The organism is Olsenella uli (genome assembly GCF_901212675.1).
GTDB lineage: Bacteria > Actinomycetota > Coriobacteriia > Coriobacteriales > Atopobiaceae > Parolsenella > Parolsenella uli_B.
Window position 1 is genome coordinate 76,247 of record NZ_CAAKOQ010000031.1, and the last position, 25,697, is coordinate 101,943.

Here is a 25,697-nt window from a genome sequence, read left to right on the forward strand (position 1 = left end):
CCTCTGGATGCGTTGTTCGGCTTGGCCGCGTGTGGTCAGGCTGCTTGCTATGGGCTGGCTACGCCTTCCGCGACGTAGCTCGAGTTATCTTCTTGGACTTGCCGCCCTTGGTTCCCTTTGCGCCCTTGGTGCCGTGCTTCTTGGCGAGGTCCTCCACCCGGCAGCTCGTGTGGCGCATGTGCTTGGGCGGGTGCACCGGCTCCGGCTCCCGCGCTGTCACATTTCCTTCCGTATGATTTGTCACATTTTTGGCGGGGGCGGGAGCGGGGGCCTGGGGCGCGGCAGGCTTGGGAGCCTTGGACGCGGCGGGCCCAGTGGCCTTCGGGGCGGCAGCCGGGGCGACCTTAGCCTTCGGGGCGGCGGCCGGCCTGGCGGCCTCGGCCGGTGCCGCGGGCCTCTCGGCCTTGGGCGCAGCAGCCGTCACGGGCGCAGGCCTCGCTGCCGGACGCGCGGGCTTGGCGGTGGCGCGACCCGAGCGGGCACGCGGGGCCTTCGCCGCGCGCGACGCCTTGGCCCTCTCGGCAGCTGCGCCCCTCTCGGCCTCCTCCTTCGCCTCGGGCGACACGTAGCTCGAGTGCCCCATGCGACGAAGGATCGTGCCTCCCAGCGGCGGCACGTTGAGGATGACCGAGTCGTCGCGCCCGTCGCAGTTCTCCGGCCGGCTCGAGATGACGCCGGGGTTGAGCTGCCCGGACCCGCCGAACTCGGTAGCGTCGGAGTTGAAGACCTCCTCGTAGTCGCCTTCCTGGGGCACCGCAACGCGCCAGCTCGGACGGAAGTTCACGTCAAAGTTGATGATGACGACGAGCTCCTCGTCCGGCGTGTCGCCACGGCGCACGAACGACACGATCGAGTGCTCGGAGTCGTCCGCCGAGAGCCACTCGAACCCGCGCCACTCGTAGGCCTCGCGCCACAGCGCCGGCTCCTTGAGGTAGAAGTTGTTGAGCGCCTCGCAGAAGTACTGATGCTTGCGGTGCGGCTCGAACTGGTCGGCCAGGAACCACTGCACCGACTCGTAGTAGCGCCACTCGATATACTGCCCCAGCTCGTTGCCCATGAAGTTGAGCTTCCCGCCCGGATGCGCGAGCTGGTAGAGCGCGAGCGTGCGCAGGCCCGCGAACTGGCGCCACTGGTCGCCCGGCATGCGCGTGATGAGCGAGCACTTGCCGTTAACCACCTCGTCGTGCGAGAGCGGCAGGATGAAGTTCTCGTTGAACGCGTACATGAGCGAGAACGTGATCATGCCGTGGTTGCCCGGACGCCAGGGGAAGTCGGTCTGCATGTAGTGCAGGGTGTCGTTCATCCAGCCCATGTCCCACTTGTAGTGGAAGCCCAAGCCGCCGTCCGCGGGCGGGTAGGTCACGAGCGGCCACGCGGTGGACTCCTCGGCCATCATCATGACGTCGGGGAAGTACTTCTCCACCGCCGAGTTGGCCTGGCGGATGAACGCCGACGCGTCGAGGTCCTCCTCCGTGCCCTTCTCGTTGAACTTCTTGTCGGCCGGGTTGTCCACGCCGAAGTTGAGGTAGAGCATGCTGGACACGCCGTCCATGCGGATGCCGTCGGCGTGGAAGCGCTCGAGCCAGTACAGGGCGTTGGAGACGAGGAACGAGCGCACCTCGCCGCGCGCGAAGTCGAACTTGTGCGTGCCCCAGTTGGGGTGGATCTCGCGCTCGTAGAGCATCTTGCCGTTGAACGTGGCGAGGCCCTGCTCGTCGGCGCAGAAGCCGCCGGGCACCCAGTCGAGGATCACGCCGATGCCGGCCTGGTGGCAGGCGTCGACGAGGCGCATGAGGCCCTCGGGCGTGCCATAGCGGCTGGTGGGCGCGTAGTAACCGGTGACCTGGTAGCCCCACGAGCCGTCAAAGGGGTGCTCCATGACGGGCAGCACCTCGATGTGGGTGTAGCCCATCTTCTTGACATAGGGCACGAGCTCGGCGGCCAGGTCGTCGTAGGTGTAGAAGCTGCCGCGCTGCGCGGGGAAGGGGTCGCCGGGGCCGGGGTAGGTGCCGTCCGGGCGCGGGTCGCCCTGCGGCTCGTCGCCGTGGCGGCGCCAGGAGCCGAGGTGCACCTCGTAGATGTTGAGGGGCTGGTGCATGTGGTCGGTCTCGCGGCGGTGCTTGAGCCAGACGTCGTCGCCCCAGGCGTAGGCGGGCTCGGCCGTGGTACGCGAGGCGGTGCCGGGGATCATCTCGGCGGAGAAGGCGTAGGGGTCGGCCTTGTAGAGCAGCTTGCCGTCGCGGGTCTCGATCAGGTACTTGTAGAGCTCGCCGGGGCGGACGCCGGGGACGAAGCCGTACCAGACGCCACCGGTGGGCGTGAGCGTGAGCGGGTTGGCCTTGGTGTCCCAGCCGTTGAACTCGCCCACGACGTGGACCGAGCGGACCTCCGGGGCCCAGACGGCGAAGCGGTAGCCATCCTGGCCGCCCTCGGCGGTGGGATGGGCACCCATCTTGTCGTAGCTGCGGTACCACGTGCCGGCAGCCATGAGGTAGAGGTCGTCCGGGGTGATGGCGAGGGAGGCGGCCGGCGCGGGCTTGACGGCCGGCGCGGGCTTTGCAGGCTTGGCTGCGGGCTTGGCGGCCGGCGCGGGCTTGACGGCCTTCGCGGCCTCGGCAGCCTTCGCGGGCGCAGCCGCCTTCGTGGTGGGCCTCTCGCCAGCGAGCTTCTCGGCACCCGGCTTCCTGGCTGTTGCCGCCCTCGACGAACTCGTGCTCGTACCTGCTGCCTTTGCCTGACTCATCAAGCACCCCTTCCTTGCCCACATCTCCCCCGACGGGCATCGCGAGCGCCGCCATTGGGCGGGCACGACGCGGCCTCAAGCCGGCGGGCATCCAGCTCCTGGTGGGGAGCTGGGGCTATATGGGCTCCGGTCGGGGCCGAAAGACATCTCCACTTTATCCCCATAGAGACCAAACGGACCCGGCCTTTTATTAGGAGTCGGTAAACGGAGTGTTTCGCCGTCGATTGGGCTCTTCTTTGATGGTCGTTTGTATGAAGGGAGCATAAGGACAAGGCGTTAAGCAGCACTTATATTGCGAGTAAATTAGCCTATCGGCTTGCATTCAATTGGGTGCTACCTGCTGTTTTCGACACCAACCCTGTGTGGCCTTTTGTCTCACCTGCGGTTTTCTTGACGTCTGATGCGCTCGCTCGAATAAATGCAAGCGTCCATCGGCAAACGGCAGGGCACCCGACCCGCGGGGCCTTCGCACACCGCAGGCTGCCACGGCGCAGAAGCCCGGCTCACACCCTAGCCGACGGACTCCCCCGTGACCTTGCAGATGAGCATGGTGCGGACGTCGGCGCCCGTTGAGTAGCAGGTAGAGAGGCCAATCAGCTGGTCTCCCTCGCCATATGCGCCCGCGCGCTCGAAGACGGCGGTTTCGTGTGCGCGGGCGACCAAGCGGTCCATGTCCTCGGGGTCAAACGGCGTGTCGTACATGTCGGTGTCGCAGGCGTCCGCCCGGCACACCGCAACGGCCTCAAGGCTCAGCGCGCGGTCGGGCAGCACGAGCGAGGCCGTGTCGTTCTCGTCAAAGAAGTCCCGCTCCAGGAAGCGGTCCATGTCGCCGAACCTGCCCGCGCAGAGTCGTGCGCGATTATTGCAGTTTTTGGCGTTGTGCCAGAGTAAACGCCCCTACCGGGCCGCCCGTGGGCCACAAAACTGCAGGTCAGCCGAATGCCCAATTCCAAGCTACTCGAGGTGAAGGGGCCAAACTGCAAAAATCTCGCACGAGTCGCTCTCGAAGCGCTCACGAGTCACTCCAGAGCCTCTCGAGGAGCAGCAATCGGCCACGAAAGGCCCGCAGCCGGGCATCGAACCGCAAAAAAGGCCCGCCTCCACATGGAGACGGGCCCAAGGCTCGAGAACAGCCGTGGCACAGCGCCGCAGCGCCAGCCACCTGCTAGTAGTTGACGACCTGCTCCTCGAAGTAGGACTGCGGGTGCTTGCAGACCGGGCAGATCTTCGGGGCCTTCTCGCCAACGTGCAGGTGACCGCAGTTGAGGCACTTCCAGACCTTGACGCCCGGACGCTCGAAGACCTCGCCCTTCTCGACGCGCTCGGCCAGCTTGTTGTAGCGCTCCTCGTGGGCCTTCTCGATGGCACCGACGCCGCGGAACTTGGCGGCGATCTCCTTGAAGCCCTCGGCCTCGGCGGTCTCGGCGAAGCCCTTGTACATGTCGGTCCACTCGTAGTGCTCACCGGCGGCGGCGTCCTTGAGGTTGGTCAGCGTGTCGGGCACGTCACCGTCGTGGAGGTACTTGAACCAGAGCTTGGCGTGCTCGCGCTCGTTGCCGGAGGTCTCCGTGAAGATGTCGGAGATCTGGACGTAGCCCTCCTTCTTGGCGGCCTTGGCGTAGTAGCTGTACTTCATGGAAGCCTGCGACTCGCCGGCAAAGGCGGTCTCGAGGTTCTTCTTGGTCTGGGACTCGTTGAAATCAACAGCCATGTGGTTCCTCCTTGGGTCAGCTCTCCGGCGGTGGCCGATTCCCCGCGACCACCCGCCCCGCCGAACCTCTCGCTCGGCTGGCTCTAGCATACCCATTATTGAACGGTAATAAATAGGAATAAGTCTTATTAAGAAGAATACATCCAGTTAGACAAGGCTATCTATTAGCCTGGCCTGACGGGGCCGGCGCTGGGGAAACGCAGGCTGGCTCGCCGACACGAGGGGAGCCGGGGGCAGTGCGTCCCGGTGGGCGCTACACGCGCCAGAGACCATCGGTCTCGTGGCAGAAGCCCTCGGAGGCGAGCTCGGCCAGGATCTTGGATGCATAGGCCTCGTCGACGGGTCCGCGGCCGGCCTTGGCCTCCGACTCGCTCAGCACCGCAGCCAGGGCCTGCGGCGTGACGCCGGCCTCCCCCGCCGCGTGGGCGTCGAGCATGAGGCGCACCGCGGCCGCGCGCTTCTGGCGATGCGACCCCTCGAAGCGCGACTGCCGCACGTTCGAGCGCGAGCGACGCGACGGGTTGGGCACCGTCTGCTTGAGGTGATACCCGTAGTCGAGCAGCGCATAGTACCAGCTCCGAGGCGTGCACGGCACGTCGGCACCGGCAACGTCCACGGCCGTCTCGGGACATGCCTCAGCCACGAGCCTGCGTAGCGCGGAATCGGGCACGTCCTCGGCGTCGGGAAAGAGCTCGTGGAGGAAGACCGCGCGCACGTTGGTCTCGAGATAGACGCCGGGCAGGTCGTACGCGAAGGCGCGGATGCCCGCCGCCGTGGCGGGACCGATACCAGGCAGCGCCCTGAGCTCGGCCTCGTCGGTTGGCATGGTGCCGGCGTGGTCACGCGTCACGACCTCGGCGGCGTTTCTCAGCGCGAGGGCACGACGGTTGTAGCCGAGCCCCTGCCACTCGTCGAGCACATCGACCGGCGCAGCGTGCGCGAGCGCCTCCACCGTGGGAAAGCGCTCAAGCCAGCGCTGCCACCTGCCGTCGACGCGCGCCACTTGCGTCTGCTGGAGCATCGCCTCGGACACCCACACGGCGTAGGGATCGCGGGTGTCGCGCCACGGCAGGTCGCGGTAGAGCTCGTACCCGCGCAGGTAGACGCGGGTACGAAACGCCTCAAGCTCAGGCGACATCGACGGCCTCGGCAAGCGGGCAGCCCTCGGGCAGTGGCTCGTCGTCGGCGTTGGCTCCGGCCGCGGCCAAGTCGGCCCGCGTCGCCGCCAAGCCGCTCGCCTGGCCCAGCAGCACCGACGGCGTGCGGCCCGAACCGCCCGGGCGCACGAAACGCTCCTCCACCACGGGCTGTGCCGTCCCAGCCACCACGTCGGCCAGGGTCACTGACGAGAGATAGCTGTTGAGAAGCTCCTGCGCGCCCGCCCAGATGGGGTTGAAGCGGCAGCTCAGGGCACGCGGGCAGGCGCCGCCGTCGGGGCCGCTGGTTGCGCAGGGCGAGAGCGACACCGGCCGCTGGATGGCCTCGACCACCTGGAGCAGCGTGATCTTCTCGGGATCGACGGAGAGGCGCATGCCGCCACGGGCGCCGCGTAGGCTCTCCACCATACCGGCGCACACGAGGTCGTGCTGGATGGAGCGGGCAAACGAGTACGGCACGCCGTTGTCGCGCGCGGCGGCGCGCACCGACACGACGCCCGACGGGTCGCGGACGAGCGCGGCAAGCATGCGCAGGGCGTAGTCGGTCTTCTTGGAGACGTCCATGGTTGCTCCCTAGTTCCAGTCCAGCACGGGCCACTTGCGGCGCTTGGCCATGTGCGCGAGCGTGGCGCCTGGGCAGACGGCAAAGGGCTCGTCGGCCTGCTCGAGCAGGGGTTCGTCGGTGAAGTGGTCGCCGTAGGCGCAGGCGATGCGCCAGGTTCCGGCGCCGAGGTTCTCGTCGGCCCAGGCGTGCGTGGCGTGCACCTTGCCGGGACCGGCCACGACCTCGCCCTCGACGCGCCCGGTGAAGCGGTCGTTGGCATCGAGCTCCATGTGGGTGGCCGCGACGCCATCCATGCCGAGGTAGGCGGCCGCGACGTGCGCGATCTCGTAGAACGTGGCCGAGACGAGCAACGTGACGAGGCCCTCGTCGTGGCGCCTGCGAACCTCGGCCATGGCGTCGGCGCGGTAGAGGGGCTTCAGGACCTCGTCGTGGAAGTCGCACATGATGCGGAGGGTCTCGCTGCGCTCGAGGCGTGCGAGGTCGTGGAAGATGAGCTCGCGGGCCTCGTCCTGGCGATAGGGCAGGTGCAGCTTATAGCGCGCGCCCCACCACACGAGGCGCAGGCCGGTGCGGATCGAGATGAGGCCGTGCGAGAGCAGGTAGGTGCCAAAGAGCGAGCCGGACTGGCCGTCGATGATGGTGCCATCGTAGTCGAAGACGGCAATCGGGGTCTTCCCGCCTGTCTTTTGCTCGTCCTCGGCCATGTGGCGTCCCCCATCGATGTTTGCGCGCGTCTGGAATTCGATGCCATGCGCGGCGGCTTCGCGCCCCGGCCGCTTCGCAGGCGCCGCGTCGACGCACTGCACGTGCGTGACGCATCTGCGGCACGGGCGCAGCCTTTGCTGCGGCGTGCCGGTGGCCCCTTGCGTGAAACCTCGGGTCGTGATGCCGATTGCGCTTGCTAGCCCGCACATTCTTTGCCTGGCAATTGTACCAACTGTGCCTGCATTTGTCTCGTTTGGCACAGGGGACGCGGCCGTGACAGGTGCCCGCACGCAATCTACCGGGAAATCTCGGATTCACGTCTTCGCACTTTTGAGTTGTGAACGAATTATAAGGGCCAGCTGGAGACCTCCGGCGGCAAACGCCAAATAGACTACTCGCAGTGACTCGAATATGGAGCAAATAATCGTTCACAACTCAAAAGTGCGAAGACCCGTTTTGTCAAATGCAACGTAGATTGCTTGCGGCAACGTCTTGCAGGCCCCAGAGGGCCGGGGAAGGCCGCCCGGGGGCGCATGCGCCGTCCGCGGAGCATCGCTTGGCGCCGTGCACCGCCCGTGGAACAGGGTTTGCCGTCGTGCAACGCCCACAGAACACGGCTTGACGTCGAAGGCTGCATTTGGCACACCGCTTGGTGTTGCTTGGCGTTGCGCGCCGCCTCAAGAATCCGGCCGCGAGATGGCAGCCCACGAACACGAAGGGCTTCGGCCTTCTGGGGAACGCACGCATGCCGCCGTTACGCCTCGCTCGATGGAGCGGCAGCAAAAAGGGCCCCGGTTTCCCGGAGCCCTCTGCGCATTCATGGCGGGATATGCGGGGCTCGAACCCGCGACCTCTGACGTGACAGGCCAGCGCTCTAACCAGCTGAGCTAATACCCCGTGCGTGGTGCGAGGGCTATATTACAGTAATTCGATTCTCCGTGTCTAGCCCCAATTTCAATAATTTTGGGATTTCTTTGCTTGGGTGGCATACCTGCCGGTAGACGGGATGAATTGACAAGATTATCGGGCCGATTGGGCGAGGTTTTGCCCGCGCGGGCAAGGCCATGGCTAGCGTGGCCACGGCCAACAGGGACGTCGCCCGTGCCTACCCAAGCGGGACGGTCGTCTTCGCGCCCGCCGTGTCCGTGAGCACCAGGTTGCTGCCGTCCACCTCGGACGACGCGAGCTCGCCCTGGCCCGTCACGGGGTTGCCGTCGCTGCCAAGCAGCTGGGACGCCGTCGAGCCGTCGGCCGCCACGTAGCTGATGACGTCCCACGTGCCGTCGGAGAGGTTTTCGGCCACGAGCAGCGTGTCCTGGTGCAGCGCCACGGAGACCGGCGTGCCGGACAGGCTGACAATCGCCACCGCCGAGCCGTCGGAGTTGTCCCCGGACTGCCGCATGAGCGACCAGGCGCCGTCCGAGCCCTGCGAGACGCTGTAGGTGTAGCCGCCGAGGCTCACGCCCTGATCGGTCGAGACGTTCTCGGATGTCGTGGCCGCGCTGTCGGCGCCGGTGCCGGCCGTGTTGCTCGGCGAGATGATGCTGCCGATGAGGGCCACGAACAGGATGATGACCACCAGCGCGGTGACCCCGATGCCGATGACCATGGGGCGCGAGGGGGCCGAGGCCTTGCTCATGACGCCCGAGCCATCGGCGCCGCGGCGGCGAAACGACCGCACGCGCTTGCGCTCGGAGGCGGGCATGGCCTTGCGGGCCGCCTTTGCCGCGCGCGCGGCGGTCTTGCGGTCGGAAATGACCGCGCCGGCGCGCGCATCAATCGTGCTGAACGAGCCGGTCTCGGACGGGTCGACGCCGATGGGGCGCGGGGCGTCGTCGGTTGCGAAGGAGCCGGCCCCGTCCCCCACCGACGAGGTGACGGGGACCTCACCCGACGCGAGGCGAATGTCGTGCGTGCCGCCCAGGCGCGGGAACTTGTGCGCCGAGGCCGTGGCGCGCGAGGCGTCGGCGAAGCGCTGGGCACGGCGGGGCGCGGAGGTCGCGTCGGCGGAGGGCCAGGCGGCGGGGCGAGTCGCCGGATGCGCGGCGGAGCGGGATGCGCCCGCGGCCGAACGCGGCTCCGAGCTGGGCTGATATGGGTTCTCCCCAGGAACTTGCTGCTTGAAGCGCTTGGCTGCCATCGAACTCGCTCTCCCTTGCCTGCCCGTGCGAGCGGCCGGCGTCCGACGCGCGCTGCGCGAACAAGGCCGCAAATCCCGTCGATTCTACAGCTCCCGGCGCGCCTCTATCGCCCTGCCGAGGGTCACCTCGTCGGCATACTCCAGGTCTCCACCAACGGGAAGGCCACTTGCAAGGCGCGTGACGTGCACGCCCAGCGGCTTGATCGTGCGGGAGAGGTAGGTGGCCGTGGTCTCGCCCTCGACGTCGGGGTTCGTGGCCAGAATGACCTCGGTGACCTCGCCGTCAGCCAGGCGGGCGAGCAGCTCGCGGACGTGGAGCTGCTCGGGGCCAATCTTGTCCATGGGTGAGATGACGCCGCCCAGCACGTGGTAAAGGCCGCGGTAGGCGCCCGTGCGCTCGATGGCGGAGACGTCGCGCGGCTCGGAGACCACGCAGATGCGCCCGCGGTCGCGGGTGGGGTCCTCGCACACGTCGCACTTCTCGCGCGTGGCGTAGCTGAAGCAGACGGGGCAGAAGTGGACCTGCTGCTTCACGTCGAGGATGGCCTGGGCGAGGCGGCGGGCCTCCTCCGCGTCCGCGCCGAGGATGTGGTAGGCGATACGCTGGGCGCTCTTGGGACCGATGCCCGGCAGGCGGCCCAGCTCGTCGAGCAGGCGGCGGAGGGCCCGGCCGTCGTTGTGCGGGGCGTCCGAGGTCGACGGCGAGGTGGAGCCAGCTGACGCGCCCCCGCCCCATGCTCCCGAAGAAGCCGGCGTCCCCAACGCGGAGACACCGGCATCAAGCTGCTGATATGTCATGGGGCTAGAACAAACCCGGGATGTTCATGCCACCAAGGCCGGTCGCAGCGCTCATCTGGGAGCTCGCGGCCTCCTGGGCGGAGTTGAGGGCCTCGTTGACGGCGGCCAGCACCATGTCCTGGAGCAGCTCCACGTCCTCGGGGTCGCAGGCGTCGGGCGAGATCTCGATGGACTTGAGCTTGAGCTCGCCGGTGGCGACGACCTTGACCATGCCACCACCCGTGGAGGCCGAGACCTCGACGTCCTTGAGCTTCTCCTGCGCGGCCGCAAGCTGCTCCTGCATCTTGCGGGCCTGCTTCATCATCTGCTGCATGTTCATCTGGGGCATGGGTCCTCCTGACGGTGTGCCGGCGGCGACTCGGGGCGCGCCTTCGTTCGCTAGCAAGACTCTAGCGGTTCTGGGCGAAGCCGTCACTTGGGACGGCTGGTCACGCGGACATGCGATCGCCACCGGACAGCTCCTCGAAAACTGGCCACGTGAGTCCTCGAAAAGTGGACAAGGCCATCAACGGGAGTTGGGGGAGCCGCGTCAACACCCTTTTCCAACTCTGGTTTTCTTAAGCCGGCACATACGACCGCAAGCCAGCCTGCGCGCTCACGTCACGGGGTTGCCGTCGTCGTCGACGACGGTGACTTTGGACTTGCCGAAGATGTCCGTGAGGGCCGAGGCGAGCTCGTCGGGGTTGTCGAGGAGGTCGGAGTCGGCGGGGGCGTCGTCCGCCGCATCGTCATCGTTGACCGGGGCCGGGGTGGTGTCCGGCGAAAGCGCGTGAGCCGCGGCGGCCGTGTCCTTGGCGTGCGCGCGGGCCGCGGGTGGGATCTGCAGCGAGGCGGCGCGGGCGGGCACGGGCATGGACGAGAGCGGCGTCACAGGCGGCGCGGCGTTTGTCGCGGGCCCGTCGTCGGGCGTCTCGTCCTCCGGGATGTAGACGTCGGCGTCGTCGTAGGGGACCTCGTCGTAGGGCGGCTCGTCGTCGGTCGGGGCCTGGACTGTGGAGGCCGGAACGGAGACGGGGGCTGGGGTCGGAGCTGGCGCGGTGGCTTGGGCGGGGCCGGATGCGGGAGCTGGAGTGGAGACCGGTGCGGGGGTCGGCGCAGGCACGGTTGGCGTGGACGGGATGGGCGCGGGAGCTGGAGCGGGGGTCGGCGCAGGCGGAACGGGCGCGGGAGCCAGAGCTGGCGCCGCTGGCTTCGGGGCCGGGGCTGGCTTGGGAGCCGCCGGCGCCGAGGCCTGGTGCGCGGGCGAGCCGGGCTCGGCGTATGTCACCTTGCGGGGACCGAAGGCGGCCGTCACCGCGGCGTCGACGATCTCCTTGACGTCGGCGCGCTCGAGCATGCGACGCGTGAAGGAGCTGCCGCCGGGGAGCGTCACCGTGAGCTCCGAGCCGTCGTCGGACGTCGCCGTGGCATTGAGCAACAGCGAGCCGCACGAGGCATTGGTCTTGAGCAGGCTATCTACCAGCGACTTCCAGGTGCGATGCAGGTTGCCGTCTGCCACCGCGGCGGACGCCGGAGCGGGTGCAGGCGCAGGTGTCGGGGCGGGAGCAGAAGCTGGCGCAGGAGCCGGAGCAGGTGCGGGCGAGGAGGCACCCGACGCAGGCGCCGGGGCGGTCGCACTGGGAGCGGGCGCAGGCTTTGGCTCGGGTGCTGGCGAGGGCATGGGGGCCGGCGTCGGCTTCGGAGCCACCGCATCGTCGGTCGCCGGGCGGGGCTTCTCGGGAATCTGTGCAGCGTGTCCGCCCGCCTCGGGCTTTTGGGCCGCATGGTCGGACGCGCCGTGCAGCTCTTTCTTGGGGGAGGGCGCGGGAACCGGAAGCGAAACCGGAGCCGGGGCGGACGTGGCCGCGAAGCTCGGAGACGACGCGGCAACAGGCACTGGATCCGGGCTCGGAGCAGGCGCGGCCACCGGCGCAGCGGCACTCGCCGGCGCAGCCACAGCCCCCTCCCCGCTCGCCAGCCGGTTCTCCAGCTCCTCGATCCTCTCGGCCAGGGCCTCGAGCGTGAGGTCGCTCTTGGGACGGGCCGCCTTCGTGAGCGCGATCTCCAGCACGAGGCGCTGGTTCACCGCCGTGCGCATCTCGCTTGCCGCGTCGCCCAGAATCGTGAGCACGCGGGCCAGACGGTCCGGGCCACCATACGCGGCAGCCTCCCGCGCCAGCTCGGCCTCCTCGTCGGGCGTCGTGTCCACCACGCCGGGCCGCGCGCCCGCGACGGACACCACGTACGCGTCGCGTACCCGCGCCGCCAGCTCGCGCGTGAACTGCAGCAGGTCTCGGCCGGAATCGACGATGCCCGCCACCTCGGCAAAGAGCGCCGGCACGTCGCGCGAGGCCAGTGCCTCGGACACGCCCGCCATGCGCGAGCCCGAGACCTCGCCCAGAAGGTCGCGCGCCGCCGCGGCCGTGACCTTGCCGTCGCCAAAGACGCTCAGCTGCTCCAGCGTGGAGATGGCGTCGCGCATGCCGCCGCGCGCGTGGCGAACCACCAGGTCAAGGGCCTCGTCCTCGTACGAGAAGCCCTCCTTGTCGCAAATCTCGGCCAGGTGGGCGTGCATCTCGTCGTTGCCGATGGCGTGGAAGTCGAAGCGCTGCACGCGCGACAGGATCGTGGGGAGAATCTTCTGCGGGTCGGTGGTGCACATGATGAACACCACGTGCGCCGGCGGCTCCTCGAGGGTCTTGAGCAGCGCGTTGAAGGCCGCCGGGGTCAGCATGTGGACCTCGTCGATGATGTAGACCTTGTAGCGGCCGCGCACCGGCGCGTAGTCGACGCGGTTGATGATCTCCTCGCGCACGTTGTCGACGCCCGTGCGGCTGGCCGCGTCGAGCTCGTAGACGTCGGGGTGGTCACCGGCGGCGATGAGCCGGCACTCCTCGCACGTGCCGTCGGGGAGGTGTCCCGGGCCCTGCTCGCACTCGAGCGCCTTGGCGAGGATGCGCGCCATGGTGGTCTTGCCGGTGCCGCGTGGGCCGCAGAACAGGTAGGCGTGGCTCGCGCGGCCCTCGGTGACGGCGCGCTCGAGCGTGGAGACCACGTGGCTCTGGCCAACGACGTCCTGGAACGTCTGCGGGCGGTACTTGCGATACAGCGACTCCATGAGGCCTCCGGCTATGCTCTGCGAGCCGGCCGCGGACGCCACGCGCACGCCCGCGGCCGGCGGGCGATTTGGTGCATCCAAGTATAGGGGAGGCGCCGGACACGGGCTCAGGGAGCAGTTCGCGGCCAACGAAAGACGCCTTCGGACTGCCAGCCGATTGCGGGAGCAGATTCGGACACGAGAATCAGGCCATTGCGAAGTCACCCCAACGCCGTGAGGCATGTCGGCCGTCAATTCTGCGACTCGTGGTCACGAAGGGCGATTTACTTGGATTTGGAGAGGGGCGAACCCGCTCCAAAGAAGCCAGGAGCCGGTTTCAGCCGGCATTTCCGCAGGGGCACCCGCTCCAGAGAGGAAAAGACCCCGATGAATGGGGCTCGCACGCCCGGCGAGCCTCCGATCGAATCCTCGAGAACCAAGTAAACCGGGGTTCGTGACCACGACTTGAGAAATCCATAGGCGGCGGCACAAGGAACGCCCCGCGGACGATTGCCCGCGGGGCGTTTGACCGAGCCTGTGGCTACTCATGGCACCGTATCCCAGCTGCGCTGGTGGCTCGGGGGCTTCCAGGTTGGCGCGCGTCCTCCCAGAGAACAGGGGGGTTGGAAGAATCTCTGACGAACCGTTGGACGAACTGCATTGCAAAGCGCCCAAACTGACTACCCGACGACCGGAGGGGAGACGAGCGTTCAGGAGGACGCGCGCTTCGCAGTCTATATTGACCGCCTGTCCGCAAATTAGTGCCCACAAGTACTCGCATTGCCGCGAACGGTAGGTTTTAGCACGCGAAAGGCCAAGCAGGCTTAGACGCGTAAAACACGCTACCCCGCTCGCTGGAGAGGTGTGGCCGCTTGTCCGTCTGACGCGGTGGAGATTGTTGCGTAACTCGCCGGTCTGGCGTGATGGCGCTCGTTGCATGGGAAGACATCGCTCGCTGTGCAAGACGCCACCGGCTACGCAGCTGGCCACCCACCGCGCCGAGATCCCGGAGCCCACCACGTAACCCGCTGGCCGCCCGCCGCTCCGCGCTACGCCATGTGCTTACCGCGCTTCTGCGGACCCTTCTTCTTGGCGAGGCGGCTCTTCACGAGGCCCACAATCGTCGGCACCACGGACACGAGGATGATGCCCACGATGAGGAGCTCGAAGTGGTCCTGCACGAAGGGAATGCCGCCAAAGAAGTAGCCCAGCAGCGTGAACAGCGTGCTCCACGTGATGCCGCCCAGCACGTTGAAGACCACGAAGTTGCGCCAGTGCATGCCGCCCATGCCCGCGATAAACGGTACGAACGTGCGGATGAACGGGAAGAATCGGCCGAGGAAGATGGCCAGATGGCCCCACTTCTCGAGGAACTTCTCGCTCTTCTCGATGCGCTCGGGCGTCATGACCTTGACCTTGCCCGACTCGATGATCTTGCGGCCGAAGAAGTGGCCAATCATGAAGTTGCACTGGTCGCCCAAGATGGCCGCGCACCACGCCGTGGCCAGCAGCGCCACGATGTTGAAGCCACCGCCCTGAGCGAAGAAGCCCGAGGCAAACAGCAGCGAGTCGCCGGGCAGGAACGGGAAGAACACCACGCCGGTCTCGATGAAGACGATGAGGAAGACGCATCCATAGGCCATGAGCGGGCCGGCGGCAATCCAGCTGGCGATAGCCATGCGCGGGTCGTGCAGCAGCTCGACGATGAAGTTGACGAAGCCCATGTTCCGTCCGTTCCCGCGGCGCTCGGCCACGATTGGTTTCCTGTCTGCCCGGCGCGATGCGGCTCGGCGAGCGCATCGAGGCCATCCCTCGCGGGCGCCGTACGGATTGTAGGCGCGCGCTACCCGCGCTCTGCCACCGCAGACGGAATCCGCACGCCGTTAAGCACGGGCAAGGGTTCGGCCACTCAGCAAAACGTCCCTCGGCCGCGCGCTGCGGACAAGGGACGTCGTGTGAGCAAGCCAAGCGCGCTTGGTGGGAACGGATGCCCGTCAGAGGCCCCTTATGGCTGCTGCCTCCCGGCCCTGACCAGGTTCGAGGTGTGACGTCACCCGAACCCACCAAACGCGCTCGAAATTACAGTATAACTGAGGCCAATACGCTCGCACGCGAGGGGTCTGCCGCAGGACGCTCCCCCATCAGGTTTCCACGGGACTTGTTCGCCCGATTGTCCGGCCATCCAAGCACTCCGTCACCACACCATCTCAGCATCTACCACGTCACCTCCGCATAGTGATGGCCAGTCTTGCTCGACACCTCCTCCAGCAGCTCCCGCGGCGCCAGGGCAAGAATATCTGCCCGTGAGAAGCCGGCCTTGTCACGAGTAACGATGTAGCTGGCCTTCACCTTCTCAGCCGCACGGGCAATCAGACAGTCCTCATAGTCTGACCAGCATGCCTCGGCCGCAGCTTGCTCGTCATCGCCGTCGATGGCCACAACGCGGAGGTGCTCGAGAAGGGCCCGCATGTTCTTTTGGGCCGCTCGTGAGCCGATGGCCTTTCGCGCGACATAGAAGACGTCAGCGAACGACTTGGCCGATGCCCACAGCTCCGCATCACCACAGAAGTCCATGACAAAGAGGTCCCGGATATCCTCGCCATAACCAGGACGCCGCAGCAAATAGTCAAGCAGCACGTTGGTGTCAGCCAAGAGCCTCATAGTCTGCCGCCCTCCCTTCGGTGAAGAGCTCGTCATACGATGTGAAACCCTCCCAGAAGGCTTCCGGAGCAGGAGAGCTCGATCGCTCGAAGAACGCGAGGATTTCGGCCCGTTGGGAATCCGAAAGACCGGCGTCGCCCTCAGTCTCGACAGACTTGGCCTCCGGCAAATGGCCCGTCGCAATGACATAGGCATACGCAGCGTTGACCAGCCTTGTCGCAGACGAGCCCATCTTGCGCAGGGCCTCGTCCCCTTGCCGCTTGACCTCCACCGGCACGCGCGCCGTCACCATTGCGTCCATGGCATTCTCCGTAATACGGTATTACATCACAGCCAAGTATACACGAACACGCGTACGAATACCACATCCAAATCTTGAAATGATCTGCTGCATGTGCCACATCATCCCGCACCGACCCAGCAGCCGACCTTACGCCCTCGTCAAAGGCAACCCGGAAAAGCCGGCACGGGATAAACAGCGTCGTTCATCCCGTGCCGGCTTTCGCAAAACTCTAGATAGAGAGGGCGGGGCCTGGTGTACGCGGGCGGCCGACAGTCGGCCACCACACCAGCCCGCCAGCGTCCTCCCCTAAAACGCCACGCCCGCCGCAATCAGCGCCACGCAGAGCACGAGCACCACGTAGTCCATGCCCGCGAACGGATAGCGCTTGAAGCTGCTCTCGCGCGTGCGCAGGTAGAAGCCGCGCTCCTCGGCAGCAAGGGCCGTCGCGTCGGTCTTGCCCACGCTCGAGACCAGCAGCGGCACGCACAGAGGCAGCATGAGCTGCATCTTCTTGAGCGGGTTCTTGGTGTCGTACTCCACGCCGCGCGCCGTCTGGGCCTCCATGATCGCGTTCATCTCCTGCGAGAACACGGGCACGAACCGCAGCGCCGTGGTGAACGTGAACGCGTAGCGGTACGGGATGTGGAGCTTCTCGACGCAGGCGTTGGCCAGGTCGTTAAGCTTGGTCACCATGAGCATGAGGATGAGCGGCAGCGCCACGCCCAGCAGGCGCAGGCACGCCTTCGAGCCCGTGACCAGGCCTTCGTCGGTCATCCAGAGAAACACCGAGATACCGTTGCGCACGAACGCCGTCTGCAGTACCAGCATGATGACCGCAAGCGGCACGAGCAGCTTGAGCAGCTTGACCAGCTGGGAGAACACGCCCGCGTACACGCCCAGCATCAGCGTCAGCGCGAGAAGCCCCACGAGCATCGGGTACGTGGCGGAGAGGAACGTCGCGATGATGATGGCCGCCGCGATGGCGAGCTTGGTGACCGGATTGAGCCTGTGCAGCAGGGTTTTGCCGGGAACGAAGTCAATGACGTTAACCACGACGAACCATCTCCTCGGTGACGTCGACGATGTCGGAGACCTCGCTGATGCCCGCAAAGCGCGGCGACACATCGCGCGCGAGCACGCCCGAGAGCTCGATGACCTGCGGCGGGGCCACGCTGGCGCGCCGCATGAGGTCGGCATCGGCGAAGAGCGTGCGGGCGTCGCCGCGGTCGAGAATCTCGCCGTTGGCCATGACCACGATGCGCTCGGCAAAGTCGCTCACGACCTCCATGTCGTGGCAGACCATGATGACGGCGCAGCCCTTCTCGGCCATCTCGCCCACCGTCTGCATAACGGTCATGCACTCGCGGTAGTCGAGGCCGCTCGTGGGCTCGTCGAGCACGATGACGTCGGGCTCGATGACGACCACACTGGCCAGGGCCACCATCTGGCGCTGGCCGCGCGAGAGCGAGAAGGGCGCCTCGTCGAGCGACAGGCCGAAGCGCTCGGCCACGGCTCGGGCGCGGCCGCGGGCCTCCTCGGCGGGGACGCCCTGCAGCTCGAGGCCAAAGGCCACCTCGTCGAGGACCGTATCGCGGCAGAGCTGGCGGTCGGGGTTCTGGAAGAGCGTCGCGCAGTGGGCCGCGATCTTGCTCGTGGGGACCTCGCGCGTGCCGAGACCGGCCACGCACACCTCGCCCTTGCTGGGCTTGAGCAGACCGTTGAGCAGCTTGGTGAGCGTGGTCTTGCCGGCGCCGTTCTGGCCCACGATGCCCACGAGCTCGCCGGGATAGACCATAAGCTCGAGGTTTCGCACGGAGGCGCCGCCGCCGGGGTAGGCGAAGGTGACGTCGCGGAAGGTCACGACGGGCTTGGCGCCATCGGCCTTGGGGCGGGCGGGGGCATGGGGGGACTTCTCGGGCGCGACGCGGCCGGACGCAGGCGCGGCGTCGGCGGCCGCTGCGGAGTCAGGCGCCGCAGCGCCGCCCGTCACAGCCATGGACTTCTCCCCCACCGCACCGGAATGTGACAAATCATCCGGAAGGAAAGGTGACACGAGGCCCGAGATAAGCGCCTCGGCCTCGGGAACGTTGAGGCAGGGGTCGCCGGGCTCGACGAGGCCCTTCTGCGCGAGGCTGTTGGCGATGCGGGCCACGCGCGGACTGTCGACGCCAATGCGGCGCAGCTCGTCGCCGCGCGCAAAGACCTCGTGCGGCGTGCCCTCGATCGCGAGATGGCCGTGGTCGAGCACCGCGACGCGATTGCAGTACTCGGACAGCAGCGCGACCTTCTGCTCGATGACAACGACGGTCACACCCTGCGACTCGTTGATGTGGCGCAGGGTGTCGAACACGAGGCGCGACGAGGCCGGGTCGAGCGCCGCCGTGGGCTCGTCGAGCACGAGCACGCGCGGGCGCAGTGCCAGGATCGCCGCGATGGCAACCTTCTGTTTCTGGCCGCCCGAGAGGGTCGCGATCTCGCGCTCGCGCAGGTCGGCGATGCCAACGGTCTCGAGCGTCTCGGCCACGCGGGCCTCGATCTGGTCGTGCGGGACGCCGAAGTTCTCGAGGCCGAAGAGCATCTCGTCCTCGACCACCGACGCCACCATCTGCGTATCGATGTCCTGCAGCACGCTGCCCACGAGGCGCGAGATGTCGGTGAGCGTGACGTCGCAGGTGTCCTTGCCATCCACGAGCGTGGCGCCAAAGAGCTGACCCGAGAAGTGGTGCGGGATGGCGCCGCTCATCACGCTGGCCAGCGTGGACTTTCCCGCGCCGGACGGGCCGATGACGCCCACGAAATCGCCCTGGCGCACCGTCAGGGACACGTCGTCGAGCGCGCGAGGGGTGTTCTCGTCGGCGTCGCCATAGGCAAATGAGACGCTTTGGAGCTCGATGATGGGCGCGCCTGCCGGGCGCACGTCAGAATCAGACACGATGAACCTTCCTGGTCGAAACTCGTGCGACCGCATCTGCCGGATGTGCCGTGCGCTCGCGGCGCGCACCCTGGTCGGATGCAGGCCTTGGCGCCCACGGAACGGCCGGACGCGGGGACGTCACGGCTGTGGCCGCCACGCGTGGCACCGTGCGCGGCGCCGGTCATAAGATAGCGCGAACAGGGACAGGACCGCGGCCTGAACCCTCGCCACCCCAGGTCCGGACGCCGCCAAACCCGCCCGCAAGCCGTCTACCGGGCGGCAACGCTTTATTTTGGTCGCAGATTGCGATAGTGAACCCCGATCGCCCTCAAAAACGGGCCATGCAGAGCATCGGGGCCACGGACAAAAACCGTGGCCCCCATTCAAGCACGAGGCACTCAAAGGGCCTGGTTGCAAAGAGATACATATATGTATGGGGCCAGCCGGCGCGGCATCCGTCAGACGCGCGCTCCCCTCACCTTTCGCAGCGGCCCCACCAACAGCTGTACGAGCACGGCATCAATGACGGCGGAGCCGACCACGACCGGTCCCTTCGCGAGCGCCGTCGGCAGCGCGGCGCCCGTAACCAGCGTGCCCAGGCAGGCAAAGAGCACGCCACAGGCCAGAGCGGAGACGAGCGTTGCCACGAACGGGGAAAGGCACCTGCCCGCCACCTCGATGCGCACCCGGACCAGCAGCGAGATCGCGACGGCACAGAACGTGTCGGTCACGAAGTTGAGCCCGGGAATGGACGTGGTGAGCTGCGTCACCGCCGCCGCAACGAGGCCAAAGACCGCGGCCTGCGCAACCCCCGCTCCCGTGAGGATGATCGCCAGGGCGTAGGCCGCGATGATGAACTGCGGCTTGATGCCCGTGAGCGCGAGGGCGTTTCCGACCGTGAGGTTGAGCACGAACCCCGCCGCGAGAAGGACCGCAAGGAGGATGAGCGACGAGACGTCAACGAGCGCGTTGCCGCGTGCATCCGAGGTGACCTTGCGAGCGTTCTCGGGGTTGGATGTCATTGCTGGTCGCCGGCCTTTCGTAGATAGCTGGCCCCGGGCCGCGATGCCCGCCGGCCCGGGAAGGTAATAAAAGCATAGCAGGGAGACGGGCGGTGCGGTGAGGCTGCAACGCCCCAGGCAGAGACGCTAGTCCGTGACCTTCAGCGCTTTCTTGACGGGGATGTACAGCGCGCCCACCAACACCGCGTTGAACACGCCGGTGGCAACAATCACGGGAAGCATGGCGGCGGGCAGCACGCTCACGACCTCGGGCGCAAAGCCCATGACGGCGAGCTTGATGACCATGAAGATCACACCGGAGACGACGGTGGTGACCAGCGTGCCCAGCGCCGGCGTGAGGTTCTTGGCGGAGCCGTGCATGCCGGCCTTCACGATGGCGGCCATGAGCATCGCGGCGACGCCCTCGGCGGCGAAGTCGATGAGCGGCGAGGTGGTCGTGATCTGGATCACGGCCGCGGAGATGAGGCCGATGACGAGCGCCTGCAGCACGTTGGGACGCACGACGAGAATCGTGAGGCAGAAGGCCGAGATGATGAACTCCGGGCTGATGGCACCGCCCGTGGCGCTCGAGATGACCTTGCCCACGGTGAAGTTGAGAATGAAGCCGGCGGCGAGCAGCACGGCGAGCAGCACGAGCGCCTTGATGTCGAGCTTGCCGTGGTCGGTGGTATTGACGATGCGAGCCTGGGTGGTGGTCTGAGACATTGTGGGTCTGCCTTCCCTTCGGATTCCTGCCCCGAGCTTCGGGGCCGAATGTTCAATCGTTGATCTGTTGCCTTGCCGAGTCGGTCGTCTTGGCTCTTGGTTCGTCATTGGGCTTTCGCCCGCTTGTACCGCGCGATCCGCGTCGTGCCGCGTGAGGTGCGCCAGTCCACGCAAAAAGGGCCCCCGGTCAAACCGGGAGCCCTTTCGTCGCGTAAGAGATATGGCGCGAGAGACTCACGATCGACCGACCGCTTGCGAATCGCGCCACCACCAGTTGTTGAGCATGCAGGCGTTGCGATTCATCTCTGGCGCTCCTCTCGAAAACTCGATGTGCCGGGCCTCGCCATGGGCGAGTCGACCCGAACGTGTTCGTTGCCGCTAACCATACGCGCCGCCCGACGCCCGCGCAACCCCCATTTTTGTAAACGGCTTGTTAAGCGGGGACGATGGAGCGGCGGATCGAAGCAGGCGGGGTGGCTAGGTCGAGACGCTCAGCAGCGGCTGCCCCGCCCGGACGCTCGACCCCGGCTTGGACACGAGGCTCACACCCGCAAGCTCTGACGAGTTGGACACCGACACGACCACGCAGTCTGGGTGACCCGCCGCGGCGATCTTGTCCCGATTGACACGGACAAGCTCCTGACCAGCCATGATATGGTCCCCCGGGCTCACGAGGAGCTCGAAGCCCTCGCCGCCCATCTCGACCGTGTCGAGGCCCACGTGCACGAGCAGCTCGACGCCGCCGTCGCACGAGATGGCAACCGCATGGCTCATGGCGACGCTCACGACGCCCGCCGCGGGCGCGCGCACCACCGACCCGCTGGGCCACACGCCGCAGCCCTTCCCCAGCATGCCGCTGGCGAAGACCGGGTCCGGAACGTCGGCCATCGCAATCACCCTGCCCGCCACCGGCGCCACAATCACCATGTCACGCTTCCTTCCGTATGATTTGTCACATTCTGCAGCAACCAGCTCGGTCGCGACCCCGCGCGAGGGCCACCCGCGGCCCCTCCTCAGCAAAACTATTCCGTTATCTAGATTTTCGGCGGCTCCTGCGGAGTGGGCCCCGAACGGCCCTCTGGAAACCCGCATGTAGCCTGATCGTTCGATTCTTGATAACGGCTCGTGTGCGCGAAAACGGCCCGAAAAATCTAGATAACGGAAACTATTTTCTCTCCAGCACCCACAACTGGCGCAGAGATGGGCAAACGGCCCGCCGCGCCGCCTCGGAGGGCGACGGGGCGGGCCGTCAGCGCCCAAAAACGATTGCCGCAGAGAGGCGCCCCCGAGACACGGCATGGTACGGCACGCCAGACGCCCGGCAGAGGGACCGCGCCGCCAGTCGCCCCTACTCCCGCGCCATCTTCTCGTGCCAGCCGTCCAGCCTCGACAGCGCCGCCGTGAGCACCTCGTCGCTCTTGGCAAAGTGGAACCGCACGAAGCGGTTCTCGGGCGCATGGAAGAAGCACGAGCCCGGCACCGCGCCCACGCCCACCTTGGCGGCCAGGTCGACGGCGAACTCCTCATCGCTCGCATAGCCAAAGTCCGAGATGTCGACCATCACGTAGTACGCGCCCTCGGGCTCCACGAACTTGAGCCCGCGCTCGCGCAGCCCCTCGCAGAACAGGTCGCGCTTGTGCGTGTAGAGCTCGCGCAGGTCGTCGTAGTAGCTCTGCGGCAGCTCGAGACCGGCCACCGCAGCCTCCATGAGCGGCGCCGCGGCACCCACGGTCAGGAAGTCGTGCACCTTGCGCATGCGCTCGATGACCTCGGCCGATGCGATGGCATAGCCCAGGCGCCAGCCCGTCATGCTGTACGTCTTGGAGAGCGAACTGCAGCTGATCGTGCGCTCGGCCATGCCCGGCAGGCTCGCGAAGTACACGTGCTCGTACGGCGCGTAGACGATGTGCTCGTAGACCTCGTCCGTGATGACCCAGAGGTCGTACTTGTCGGCCACCTTCGCAATGAACTCCAGCTCAGCGCGGGTAAAGACGTGGCCCGTGGGGTTGGAGGGGTTGCACAGGATGAGCGCCTTGGTGCCCGGCTTGGCGCACGCCGCCTCAAGCTCGGCCTCGTCGAAGGAGAACTCGGGCGCGCGCAGCTCCACGTAGGTGGGCTCGGCGCCGCAGAGGATGGCGTCGGCACCGTAGTTCTCGTAGAACGGCGAGAAGATCACGACGCGGTCGCCGGGGTTGCACACCGTCATCACGCTGCACATCATTGCCTCGGTGGAGCCGCAGGTGACCACAATCTGGGTCTCGGGGTCGATGGGGATGCCCATGCGCGGCTGCTGCTTGGCAGCCAGCGCGGCGCGGAAGTTGGGCGCGCCCCACGTGATGGCGTACTGGTGCGGGCCCGTGTAGGCCACCTTGGCCAGCCGGTCCTCGATCGCCTGCGGCGGGTCGAAGTCCGGGAATCCCTGCGAGAGGTTGATGGCGTCGTACTTCATGGACACGCGCGTCATCCGTCGGATGACCGAGTCGGTGAAGTGCGCGGTCTTGTCGCTGAGCTGCTGCATGTTGCCCCCTTGTCTGCGCGCGCCGCCGTGGCGCGCGGGTCTGCGGCGAGGCGCTTGTGTGCCGGTTGCCGCGCGGGCAGGATCGCTTGCGCGCGCCCGCTCGCGGGACAGCCGGATCCCCGCCCGTCCGCGGCACGGCCGGATGCCCCCTGCATCCTGGTCGTGCGATGCCGCTACGGTAGCACGATGCCCGCGGAGTGGCTTGGAGATTGCGGGTTGAGCGGCACTTCCTGGCGCGTCCAACCCGCCGCCCCCACCCGGCCGGAGGACCCGGCCGGACGCAGCCGGCAGCCCAGCAAAATGTGACAAATCATCCGGAAGAAAACATGACAGCAGGCCGAGCCGCCGACACCCTCCCCGCCTGGCCGAAATGTGACAAATCATACGGAAGGAAATGTGACAGCGCGGCTATCATGGACGCGGCAACACGGGCGACGGAGAGGACCGAGCGATGACAAAGCCGCAGGACAGCGACTTCACCGGGCACCACGCCACCAAGCCGGGCGTCCCGCTCGGCGAGCACGACCGCGCCGCCCACGACCTGCCCTTCGACATCACCTCCATCGAGGAGGCTCGCCACGACCCCGCCGAGCAGGTACGCCCCATCGACCCGGCGCCCGTCCGCCTCGAGCCCCTCGCCGACGCCCAGACCACCGAGCAGGCCGCCGAGGCCCGACGCCTCGCCCATGAGCGCGAGGAGGCCCCCAGGCGCTGGCGCTTCTTCGCCGCCCTCAACATCAGCCTGATCGTGAACGCGTTCTCAATCGTGCTCTTCCAGAGCCCGCAGCACTTCGCGTTCGGCGGCACGTCGGGCATCGCCATCATCCTGGCCTCCGTGGCGCCGTTCCTGCCGCTCGGCGGCTGGATGTGGGTGCTCAACATCATCATCGTCATCGTCGGCTTCATGTTCCTGCCGAGGCGCGCGGTGGCGTGGAGCGCCTACGCGTCGGTGGCGCTCTCGGTCTTCACGTCGCTCTTCGAGCTGGTGCTGCCCAAGCACACCGTCACAGGCGACATGTGGCTTGACCTGTGCTTTGCCGTGCTCCTGCCCGCCGTGGCCAGCGCCATCGCCTTCGACGTGGGCGGCTCGACCGGCGGCACCGACATCCTCGCCATGATCGTGAACAGGAAGACGAGCCTCGACATCGGCAAGGCGCTCTCGGTGGTCAACTTTGGCGTGGTGCTCGCCACGTTCTTCCTGTACAGCATGCGCGTGGGCCTCTACTGCGTGCTGGGCCTGTTCGCCAAGACCATCGTGGTGGACTCCATCATCGAGAGCTTCCACCTCAAGAAGATCTGCACCATCGTGTGCCGCCACCCGCGCGAGATCGAGCGCTTCATCATCACCGAGCTCAACCGCACGGCCACGCTGAGCTACACGTATGGCGCCTACAGCGGACGGCGCATGGCGCAGATCACCTGCGTGCTGGGTCGGCGCGAGGCCCGCCGGCTGCTCGCCTACGTGCGCGAGACCGATCCGAACGCCTTCGTGACCATCGTGACCAGCTCCGAGATCATCGGCCGCGGGTTCAGGTTCGTGGGCTAGCGGGGCGCCGCGAGGTAGTACAGCGCGAGCGCGACCGGGAGTGCGAGCTGCCAGACGGACTCGGAGAGGGCGTAGGCACCCGTGGCGATGTCGACCAACGTCATCGCAAGGTCGACGGCGCTCACGACCACGATGGCCAAACGCGCGGTCCGCATGCGGCGAAAGACCAGCCACAGGGTGCCCACCAGGAGCGGCATGCGCACGACGACCATCGCGAGGTAGGCGTCGGAGGCGATGCTGTTGCGCGACGCGTACATGAGCACCGCCGTGGTGAGCACGACCACGACGAAGTACCAGAGGCTCACGACTAGGCTCATGAGGTCGAGGCGGGGCTTCTTGCGGCGCGCCGGCGCGGGGGTGGGGCCGGTGGCCGTCGTGGGCTTGCCGCCCGGCGTGGGCTAGCTGCCCGTCGCGGGGCCGGTGCCGTCCGTTTTGGTCGTGCGGACTCCCTGGGCTCCCATGCGCGAGCTCCCCTCGTTCAAAAAGGCCGGCGGACCCGCGTCGAGGCGACTCACGCGGCGTACCCGGGCCTTATGTGTCAGAGATGCCCTAACCTTAGCGAACCTCGCACGACGAGACCTCGCGGGAAGCGACCGCTTTTGAAAGATACGAGGCAGGGACCCGGGGCCCTCGGCCAACCTGGTACAATCCTTGTAACATGCACCCCGCATGAAAGGCGTCGCCTTGGTCTCCGAGAACCGCGGCATCATCAAGTACATCATCCTCAGCTTCATTACGCTGGGGATATATGCTTGGTGGTATACGCACAAGCTCGCGCAGGACATGAACGTCGTCTGCGAGGGGGACGGCGAGAACACGCCGGGCCTGCTGGCGTACATGCTGCTCTCAATGATGACGCTTGGGCTCTACAGCTACTGGTGGCAGTACAAGATCGGCAACCGCCTGCAGGCCAACGCCGGCCGCTACGGCCTGACGTTCCGGGAGAGCGGCACGACCATCCTGCTCTGGGACATCTTTGGCGTCGTGCTCTGCGGCATTGGCCCCTTCGTTGCCATGTGGATCATCATGAAGAACATGAACGCGATGGCGAGGGCCTACAACGGCAGGCTCGGGCTAAACTAGGGGACGGGCGGGACGCCCGGACGGTGGTGGCGAGGGGCCCGGCGGCGCGCAGCTCAGCGCGCCGCCGGGC

22 protein-coding genes, 1 tRNA gene and 1 other RNA gene are annotated in these 25,697 nt (G+C 67.1%); 2 read left to right on the forward strand and 22 right to left on the reverse strand.

Annotation, left to right across the window (positions count from 1 at the left end):
* Positions 1–58: 58 nt before the first annotated feature.
* The 21 genes from glgB to EFAMC1_RS04015 form a co-directional block, all read right to left on the reverse strand.
* On the reverse strand, positions 59–2,743 hold the full coding sequence (gene glgB / locus EFAMC1_RS03915; RefSeq protein ID WP_154053010.1) for a 1,4-alpha-glucan branching protein GlgB: 2,685 nt from the start codon (positions 2,741–2,743) through the stop codon (positions 59–61).
* Positions 2,744–3,253: 510 nt separating this feature from the next.
* The gene (locus EFAMC1_RS03920; RefSeq protein ID WP_154053011.1) at positions 3,254–3,568 is read right to left on the reverse strand and encodes a hypothetical protein; all 315 of its coding nucleotides are present in this window, start codon (positions 3,566–3,568) and stop codon (positions 3,254–3,256) included.
* A gap of 340 nt (positions 3,569–3,908) precedes the next feature.
* Positions 3,909–4,454, reverse strand: a complete 546-nt coding sequence (gene rbr, locus EFAMC1_RS03925) for a rubrerythrin (RefSeq protein WP_154053012.1) — start codon at positions 4,452–4,454, stop codon at positions 3,909–3,911.
* A 253-nt stretch (positions 4,455–4,707) separates the two neighbouring features.
* Complete coding sequence (locus tag EFAMC1_RS03930; protein ID WP_154053013.1) at positions 4,708–5,592, reverse strand: adenine glycosylase; 885 nt, start codon at positions 5,590–5,592, stop codon at positions 4,708–4,710.
* Entirely contained in the window at positions 5,582–6,175 is a 594-nt protein-coding gene (locus EFAMC1_RS03935) for an RrF2 family transcriptional regulator (RefSeq protein ID WP_154053014.1), read from the reverse strand. Before EFAMC1_RS03935 ends, EFAMC1_RS03930 begins: the two co-directional genes overlap by 11 nt.
* A 9-nt stretch (positions 6,176–6,184) precedes the next feature.
* Positions 6,185–6,880 carry an HAD family hydrolase gene (locus EFAMC1_RS03940; RefSeq protein ID WP_154053015.1) on the reverse strand — a complete coding sequence of 232 codons (696 nt, stop codon included), beginning with the start codon at positions 6,878–6,880 and terminating at the stop codon, positions 6,185–6,187.
* 821 nt (positions 6,881–7,701) lie between these two features.
* A tRNA-Asp gene (locus tag EFAMC1_RS03945) sits at positions 7,702–7,778 on the reverse strand.
* A 208-nt stretch (positions 7,779–7,986) separates the two neighbouring features.
* Positions 7,987–9,021, reverse strand: coding sequence for a hypothetical protein (locus EFAMC1_RS03950; RefSeq protein WP_154053016.1), 1,035 nt, complete (start codon positions 9,019–9,021; stop codon positions 7,987–7,989).
* Between the two features lie 84 nt (positions 9,022–9,105).
* The gene (recR, locus tag EFAMC1_RS03955) at positions 9,106–9,819 is read right to left on the reverse strand and encodes a recombination mediator RecR (protein WP_154053017.1); all 714 of its coding nucleotides are present in this window, start codon (positions 9,817–9,819) and stop codon (positions 9,106–9,108) included.
* 4 nt (positions 9,820–9,823) lie between these two features.
* Complete coding sequence (locus tag EFAMC1_RS03960; protein WP_154053018.1) at positions 9,824–10,147, reverse strand: YbaB/EbfC family nucleoid-associated protein; 324 nt, start codon at positions 10,145–10,147, stop codon at positions 9,824–9,826.
* Between the two features lie 267 nt (positions 10,148–10,414).
* Positions 10,415–12,916, reverse strand: coding sequence for a DNA polymerase III subunit gamma/tau (gene dnaX, locus EFAMC1_RS03965; RefSeq protein ID WP_187324543.1), 2,502 nt, complete (start codon positions 12,914–12,916; stop codon positions 10,415–10,417).
* Between the two features lie 1,028 nt (positions 12,917–13,944).
* Positions 13,945–14,619 carry a DedA family protein gene (locus EFAMC1_RS03970; protein WP_154053019.1) on the reverse strand — a complete coding sequence of 225 codons (675 nt, stop codon included), beginning with the start codon at positions 14,617–14,619 and terminating at the stop codon, positions 13,945–13,947.
* A 247-nt stretch (positions 14,620–14,866) separates the two neighbouring features.
* Positions 14,867–14,962: signal recognition particle sRNA small type (gene ffs, locus EFAMC1_RS03975), an RNA gene on the reverse strand.
* A gap of 147 nt (positions 14,963–15,109) precedes the next feature.
* Positions 15,110–15,547, reverse strand: a complete 438-nt coding sequence (locus tag EFAMC1_RS03980) for a PIN domain-containing protein (protein WP_187324544.1) — start codon at positions 15,545–15,547, stop codon at positions 15,110–15,112.
* On the reverse strand, positions 15,540–15,857 hold the full coding sequence (locus tag EFAMC1_RS03985) for a hypothetical protein (protein ID WP_187324545.1): 318 nt from the start codon (positions 15,855–15,857) through the stop codon (positions 15,540–15,542). The genes EFAMC1_RS03980 and EFAMC1_RS03985 overlap by 8 nt, the downstream gene beginning before the upstream one ends.
* 288 nt (positions 15,858–16,145) lie before the next feature.
* A complete protein-coding gene (locus tag EFAMC1_RS03990; RefSeq protein WP_154053021.1) occupies positions 16,146–16,892 on the reverse strand; it encodes an energy-coupling factor transporter transmembrane component T family protein in 747 nt (248 codons plus the stop codon).
* The gene (locus tag EFAMC1_RS03995) at positions 16,885–18,771 is read right to left on the reverse strand and encodes an ABC transporter ATP-binding protein (RefSeq protein WP_261981757.1); all 1,887 of its coding nucleotides are present in this window, start codon (positions 18,769–18,771) and stop codon (positions 16,885–16,887) included. Before EFAMC1_RS03995 ends, EFAMC1_RS03990 begins: the two co-directional genes overlap by 8 nt.
* A 440-nt stretch (positions 18,772–19,211) precedes the next feature.
* Positions 19,212–19,775 carry a hypothetical protein gene (locus tag EFAMC1_RS04000; protein WP_154053023.1) on the reverse strand — a complete coding sequence of 188 codons (564 nt, stop codon included), beginning with the start codon at positions 19,773–19,775 and terminating at the stop codon, positions 19,212–19,214.
* A 126-nt stretch (positions 19,776–19,901) separates the two neighbouring features.
* The gene (locus EFAMC1_RS04005) at positions 19,902–20,480 is read right to left on the reverse strand and encodes a hypothetical protein (protein WP_154053024.1); all 579 of its coding nucleotides are present in this window, start codon (positions 20,478–20,480) and stop codon (positions 19,902–19,904) included.
* 477 nt (positions 20,481–20,957) lie between these two features.
* On the reverse strand, positions 20,958–21,407 hold the full coding sequence (locus EFAMC1_RS04010) for a PTS glucose transporter subunit IIA (protein WP_187324546.1): 450 nt from the start codon (positions 21,405–21,407) through the stop codon (positions 20,958–20,960).
* A 421-nt stretch (positions 21,408–21,828) separates the two neighbouring features.
* A complete protein-coding gene (locus EFAMC1_RS04015) occupies positions 21,829–22,998 on the reverse strand; it encodes a pyridoxal phosphate-dependent aminotransferase (RefSeq protein ID WP_154053026.1) in 1,170 nt (389 codons plus the stop codon).
* Positions 22,999–23,449: 451 nt separating this feature from the next.
* Here EFAMC1_RS04015 and EFAMC1_RS04020 point away from each other — a divergent pair, with 451 nt between their 5' ends.
* Positions 23,450–24,544 carry a YitT family protein gene (locus EFAMC1_RS04020; protein ID WP_154053027.1) on the forward strand — a complete coding sequence of 365 codons (1,095 nt, stop codon included), beginning with the start codon at positions 23,450–23,452 and terminating at the stop codon, positions 24,542–24,544.
* Here EFAMC1_RS04020 and EFAMC1_RS04025 read toward each other — a convergent pair.
* Positions 24,541–24,849, reverse strand: coding sequence for a hypothetical protein (locus tag EFAMC1_RS04025; protein ID WP_187324547.1), 309 nt, complete (start codon positions 24,847–24,849; stop codon positions 24,541–24,543). The genes EFAMC1_RS04020 and EFAMC1_RS04025 overlap by 4 nt on opposite strands.
* Positions 24,850–25,228: 379 nt before the next feature.
* Here EFAMC1_RS04025 and EFAMC1_RS04030 point away from each other — a divergent pair, with 379 nt between their 5' ends.
* Positions 25,229–25,627, forward strand: a complete 399-nt coding sequence (locus EFAMC1_RS04030; protein ID WP_187324548.1) for a DUF4234 domain-containing protein — start codon at positions 25,229–25,231, stop codon at positions 25,625–25,627.
* Positions 25,628–25,697 lie beyond the last annotated feature (70 nt).